3 protein-coding genes and 1 pseudogene are annotated in these 6,704 nt (G+C 63.1%); all 4 read right to left on the bottom strand.

Translation table 11 applies throughout. The features are described from left to right. Positions 1-196: 196 nt before the first annotated feature. The 4 genes and pseudogenes from metH to ASG25_RS19455 all read right to left on the bottom strand — a co-directional run bounded on the left by metH (position 197) and on the right by ASG25_RS19455 (position 6,702). Positions 197-4,038, bottom strand: a pseudogene (metH, locus tag ASG25_RS19470) (methionine synthase). Between the two features lie 51 nt (positions 4,039-4,089). Continuing rightward, positions 4,090-5,268 (bottom strand): AGE family epimerase/isomerase, encoded by a 1,179-nt coding sequence (locus ASG25_RS19465; protein WP_062478024.1) that lies wholly within the window; start codon positions 5,266-5,268, stop codon positions 4,090-4,092. A gap of 36 nt (positions 5,269-5,304) precedes the next feature. Beyond that, a complete protein-coding gene (locus ASG25_RS19460) occupies positions 5,305-5,805 on the bottom strand; it encodes a heme-degrading domain-containing protein (RefSeq protein WP_062478021.1) in 501 nt (166 codons plus the stop codon). Positions 5,806-5,808: 3 nt separating this feature from the next. Next, on the bottom strand, positions 5,809-6,702 hold the full coding sequence (locus ASG25_RS19455; protein ID WP_082475459.1) for an ROK family protein: 894 nt from the start codon (positions 6,700-6,702) through the stop codon (positions 5,809-5,811). Positions 6,703-6,704 lie beyond the last annotated feature (2 nt).

The following is a 6,704-nucleotide window of genomic DNA, read 5'->3' as shown; positions in this document are numbered from 1 at the left end:
TAGGGCTACCAGGTCATTCTCGTCAACAGCCTCATTCGGAAAAATTCGAGAAAAACGACAAGTCACGGAAAGATAACGGGAATTCCGAGCCCCCCCCCGCAAACGCGCCGAACCGAAACGAAGACGACGCCCGGAGCAGGCGCTCGGGCGTCGTCAATCAAGATGCGCAACGAGGTCGTCCCCCTGGCTGCGTTGCCTACTGCGCTGTCTCCAGCGGCTTTGGCACATAGTTGAGGATCGGCCCGAGCCAGCGCTCTACGTCGATCACCGACATCCCCTTGCGACGGGCGTAATCCTCCACCTGATCCCGCTCCACCTTGGCGACGCCGAAGTAGTAGGCGTCGGGATGGGCGAGGTAGAGCCCGGAGACGGATGAACCCGGCCACATGGCAAAGCTCTCCGTCAGCCGCACGCCGATCTCTGCTTCCGCGTCGAGCAGAGTAAACAGCGTGGTCTTTTCCGTATGATCCGGCTGGGCGGGATAGCCGGGCGCCGGGCGGATGCCTGCATAAGGCTCGGCGATCAGCGCGTCGGGGGCGAAAGCTTCATCGGTCGCATAGCCCCAGAGCTCCTTGCGAACGACCTCATGCATGCGTTCGGCAAAGGCTTCGGCGAAACGGTCGGCAAGCGCCTTGACCAGGATTGCCGCGTAATCGTCGTTCGCACGCTCGAATCGTTCGGCAATCGCGACTTCCTCGATCCCCGCGGTGACCACGAAGCCGCCGACATAGTCGCTCACGCCGCTGTCGGTTGGCGCAACGAAATCGGCCAGCGCCATATTCGGCCGACCGTCGCGCTTGGCCATCTGCTGTCGCAGCGTATGCAGGGTCGCGAGCGGCACTTGGCGGGTCTCATCCGTGAAAAGCTGAATGTCGTCGCCCGTGGATCCCGCCGGCCAGAAGCCGATCACCGCCTTCGGCGCGAACCATTTTTCCGAAATGATTTGCGCCAGCATGGCTTGAGCATCGGCGAACAGCTGGCGCGCAGCCGTCCCCTGACGCTCATCGTCGAGAATCTTCGGATAGACCCCTTTCATCTCCCAAGTCTGGAAGAAGGGCGTCCAATCGATATAGCGCGCAAGTTCGCCGAGATCCCAGCCTTGGAACACGCGGGTTCCGAGGAAGGAGGGACGGGTCGGCTGGTAGGTCGCCCAGTCAGCACGATGACGGTTCGCGCGTGCGCGCTCCAGCGGCAGACGCTGTTTTTCGCGCTCGGACCGCGCATGGGCATCGGCCACCTTGCGATACTCCGCCCGGATGGTCTCGATATAGGGATCGCGGGCCTCCGGCGAGAGAAGGTTTGACACGACGCCGACCGCGCGGCTGGCATCCGTGACATACACTGCCTGACCGAGATCGTACCGCGGATGGATCTTGACAGCCGTGTGAACGCGGCTGGTCGTCGCGCCGCCGATCAGCAGCGGCAGGCTCATGCCCTCGCGCTGCATTTCCGCCGCGACATGAACCATTTCGTCGAGCGACGGAGTGATCAGACCGGAAAGACCGATGATATCGACCTTTTCGGCTTTCGCCACCTCCAGGATCTTGGTCGCAGGCACCATGACGCCGAGATCGATGATCTCGTAATTGTTGCAGGCCAGCACGACACCGACGATGTTCTTGCCGATATCGTGAACATCGCCCTTTACCGTCGCCATCAGCACCTTGCCGGCGGACTGTCGCGCCTCACCGCCTTCGGCGAGCTTCTCGGCCTCCATGTACGGCAGGAGCACCGCCACGGCCTGCTTCATGACGCGCGCCGATTTCACCACCTGCGGCAAAAACATCTTACCGGCACCGAAGAGATCGCCGACGACGTTCATGCCGGCCATCAGCGGGCCCTCGATGACATGCAGCGGCCGGGCCGCGGCACGTCGCGCTTCCTCCGTGTCGTCGGCGATGAACTCGGTGATGCCGTTGACGAGCGCATGTTCCAGCCGCTTGTCGACCGTCCATTCACGCCAGCGCAGATCGCGCTCCTTCGCCTCGCGGCCGGCCGCGCCCTTGAACCGTTCGGCCAGCGCCAGCAGTCGGTCCGTCGCATCCGGTCGGCGATTGAGAACCACGTCCTCGCAGGCGTCGCGCAGTTCCGGCTCGATCGCGTCGTAGACGATCAGCTGCCCGGCATTGACGATGCCCATGTCCATGCCGGCCTGGATGGCGTGGTAGAGGAACACGGCATGCATGGCCTCGCGCACCGGCTCATTGCCACGAAACGAGAAGGACAGGTTGGACACGCCGCCCGAGATATGGACATGCGGCAGCGTCGCCACGATTTCCCGTGTCGCCTCGATGAAATCGACGCCGTAATTGTTGTGCTCCTCGATCCCGGTCGCAACCGCGAAGATATTGGGATCAAAGATGATGTCCTCGGGCGGAAAGCCGACCTCTTCGGTCAGGATCCGGTAGGCGCGGGTGCAGATCTCCACCTTGCGTTGGCGGCTGTCGGCCTGCCCCTTCTCGTCGAAGGCCATGACCACGACCGAGGCGCCATAAGCCCGGCACAACCGGGCCTGGTGCAGGAAGCTCGCCTCGCCTTCCTTCAGCGAAATGGAATTGACGATCGACTTGCCCTGAACGCATTTGAGCCCGGCTTCGATCACCTCCCATTTGGAGCTGTCGATCATCACCGGCACCCGGGCGATATCCGGCTCGGCGGCAATCAGGTTGAGGAACTCGATCATGGCCTGCTTGGAATCGATCAGGCCCTCGTCCATGTTGATGTCGATCACCTGCGCGCCGTTTGCCACCTGGTCGCGTGCGACATCCAACGCCGCGGCATAATCGCCTGCCGTGATCAGCTTGCGGAATTTCGCAGAGCCGGTGACGTTGGTGCGCTCGCCCACATTGATGAAGGGAATGTCCTTCGTCAGCGTGAAGGGCTCCAGCCCCGAGAGGCGCATCTGCGGAGCGACGGCCGGGATCTGCCGGGGTGAAAAAGCCGCCATGATCAGACCCTCGCCTGTACGGTACCGTCACGGGTGGCGGCGTCGAGAGAGGTGCGCGGAAGATGCCCGACGACAGCCTCTGCAATGGCCTTGATATGTGCCGGCGTCGAGCCGCAGCAACCGCCGACGATGTTGACCAGACCGTCCTGCGCAAATCCGGCAATCTGTGCGGCCATCTCGTCCGGACTTTCGTCATAGCCGCCGAACTCGTTGGGCAGGCCCGCATTCGGATAGGCACAGATCAGCGTATCGGCAACGGCCGAAAGTTCCGCAAGATGCGGCCGCATCGCATTGGCGCCGAGCGCGCAATTGAGCCCGATCGAGAACGGCCGCGCATGGCGCAGCGAGTACCAGAACGCCGTCGGCGTCTGGCCGGAAAGCGTACGACCGGAAAGGTCGGTAATCGTGCCGGAAATCATCACCGGCAGCCTGATGCCGCGCTCGGCAAACACTTCCAGCGTCGCAAAGACGGCCGCCTTGGCATTCAACGTGTCGAAGATCGTCTCGATCAGCACGATGTCCGTGCCGCCGTCGATCAATCCGCGCAGCTGCTGGCCATAGGCGGCGCGCAGGTCGTCGAAACCGACAGCGCGGTAACCGGGATTGTTGACATCGGGCGAGATCGAGGCTGTGCGGTTTGTCGGCCCAAGCGCGCCTGCCACGAACCGGCGGCGCCCGTCCTTGTCCTGCGCACGCAAGCCGGCCCGCCGCGCAAGGCGTGCGCCGTCGCGATTGAGCTCGTAAACCGCGTCTTCCATGCCATAGTCGGCCTGGGCGATCGTGGTGGAGGAGAAGGTGTTGGTTTCCAGGATATCCGCACCTGCCAGTGCGTAGCGATAGTGGATGTCCTCGATTGCAGCCGGTTGCGTGAGCGTCAGCAGGTCGTTGTTGCCCTGGAGATGGCAGTCGCATCCTTGAAAGCGCTCGCCGCGAAAATGTTCTTCGGTCAGGCCGAGCTGCTGGATTTCGGTTCCCATCGCACCGTCCATGATGAGGATCCGCTCGGATGCAGCCTGGCGCAGTGCACGGGCAACCTCGGAGCCGTCGGGCGCCGGGGACGGTTCGCCGAATAGGGCCGTGATGGCGGACATGGGACAACCTTTCGCCTGCTGTACAGGCCTCGAAGTGACATAAAGATATATTTATGTCAATATATGTGGCTTTTGGATGCGCGCAAGGCAGTCCTTGAGCTCGAAGATGGCGCAGAGGATGTGGTAGAAGGTACTGGCCGGGGCAGCTTCTTCAACAAAAACGCCGCTTTCGGGCAGCTTGTCACGCCACAAGCCCTTCACGGGTACATTCAGAAACAGGTTCAAGGCCTCGATCGCGCGTTCGGCCGAGCCGAGGTAGCGCGCCTGTGCGTCGCCGTCGCTGAGTGCAGCGAGGCGGATTGCCGCCTTCAGCCACTCGGTCTGCGGCCAGAGCCGCGCCAGCGGATCGCGAACGGAGAAGTCGTCGTTAAGTTGCATGATGGCGACCTTGCGCGTCGCGCAGATGCCGTGCGCCTCGCCGAGGTCGAACAAACGTCGTGCCTTGACGATCGCACCCGCATCGCCGCGACGCTCGCCCCAGCGCAACAAAAGCCAGGCCCATTCGAACTGGTGCCCCGGTTCCACCACCCGACCGAGATCACCGGGCATCGGCGCCCAGTCATGATCGAAGAATTCGCGAAGGGCGCCGGTCTGCGGATCGATGAAGCGATCCATGCAGAGTGCCGCGATCTCATCGGCGAGATTGGTCCAGCCGATTTGATCGAAACCCTCGACCTCTTCGCTGGCAAGACAGGCCTCGAAGAGGTGCATGTGCGGATTGGAGCAGAGCGGCAGGCGCGGCGGCTGGTCTTCCTCGAAGCCTGCGACCGGATGCTTGCACCAGTTCTCCAGCCGGGTCTTCAGGGATGCGCTGCGCTCCGCCATCTCCGCAAGCCGCTCGGGAAACGCGCGTGCCAGATAGGCAAAGGCGAGCAGGGCAAAGGCCTGGTTGTAGATATCGAACGACGCGTCGAGCAGCGTGCCGTCCGCATCCGCAAGCGCACCGTAGAAGCCGCTCGGCTGCAGGAACACCCGGTCGAAGAACGCAAGACCGCCGGCGCTTGGTCGCTGCCAATCACCGGTCCACCCGCGCAGCCCTGCTTCGGCAAAGCAATAGGTTTGCCGCGGCTGCACGCGCGCCCGCAACCTGTCCCGTGTGGGTCGGCCCGTCAGGTCGATCGTCTCGACGAAACCGCCTTCCGGATCGATGAAACCCTTGTCGCGCCAGAGCGGCAGGGCCTGTTCGGTCAACCAGTGCTCGAGCGAAGCGGAAAGCGCAGAAACGGCCATGGGCGGCACCTTTGCGGAGAAGAGGTCGAAAACGATTCAGGTGTCGAGACAAAGGCCGGAAAGATCATGCCCGAGATGGGTGGCCAGCGCTTCGACCACCATTGCATGGTCCTGCCGTTGCGGAAGGCCGGAAACGGTAACGGCTCCAATACAGCCTGCACCGGCGACCGTGATGGGGAAACTGCCGCCATGTGACGCGAAATCAGCCTCGGAAAGCCCGAACTTGTCCTGCAGGCTGCGCCCGTCACGGGCCAGCGAAAGCCCGATTGCGTAGCTGCTGCGGAAAAAGCGGGCGACGCAGTTGCGCTTGCGGCGAACCCAGTTCGCATTGTCGGGCGATGTGCCTTCCAGGGCCGCGTAGAACAGAGGCATGGAAAACAGGCTGACATCGACGACCACGCCGAGATTGCCGGCCACGGCGATCTCGCGAAGCCGTGTTCCGAGCGTCCAGGCAATATCGCTATCGAAACGGTCGAAGACCAGAGTCTTTTCCTGATGGGCGACGCGGGCGATGTCGTTGTCGAGGGAAGCCGTCATCCGTTATTCCTTCCAGAGCCATGCGGCGCCGCGGACGCCCGAGCTGTCCCCGTGAACCGCCTTGCGAATCGGCGTTTCAAACGAATCACCAAAGATATAGTGCGCGACGAGACCCGGTAGGTCGTCATAGATCTCGTCAACATTCGACATGCCGCCGCCGAGCACGAAGACATCGGGATCGACGACATTCGTCAGAAGCGCAAGGCTGCGGGCCAATCGATCGGCAAAGCGCTCATAGACGCCGCGAGCGACCGCGTCACCAGCACGCATGTCGGCGATGATATCGCGTGCCAGGCGTTCGCGCCCCGTCGTCAGGCGGTAGTCGAGTTCGACACCCGTTCCGCAAGCGTATTTTTCAAGGCAGCCGGTTTTTCCGCACCAGCACCGGTGGCCGGGATACTCCTCCGGCCGCATCCAGGGCAGCGGATAGTGTCCGACTTCCGCGGCCACGCCCTGGAAGCCGGCATGCACCTTCCGCCCGATGGCAAGCCCCCCGCCATGACCGGTGCCGATAATGATACCGAAGACCGTTTCGGCCCCTGCCCCGGCGCCATCAACAGCCTCGGAAACGGCCAGGCAGTTCGCATCGTTGGCAATGCGCACGGGGCGACCGAGCACCCTTTCGAGATCCTGCCCGAGCGGGCGGCCATTGAGGATGACGGCGTTGGAATTGCGCACGAGACCGGTTCGCGGATTGGGACTGCCAGGAATGCCGATCCCGACGCTGCCGGAAGCGCCGGAAGCCGCTTCCGCCGAGGAAACCAGAGATCGGACGGCATCGAGGCAGGCGTCGTAGGACGTCGGCGTCGGCACGCGTTCGCGCGCGCGCAGCGCTCCCGCTTCGTCAAGCGCCACCACCTCCATCTTGGTGCCGCCCCAGTCGATCCCGATAAACATCA

The sequence above is a fragment of the Rhizobium sp. Leaf384 genome (assembly GCF_001424065.1).
In the GTDB taxonomy this organism is placed as follows: Bacteria; Pseudomonadota; Alphaproteobacteria; order Rhizobiales; family Rhizobiaceae; genus Ferranicluibacter.
The sequence above is the reverse complement of the archived record's forward strand: the minus strand, read 5'-3'. Positions and strand labels throughout refer to the sequence as shown.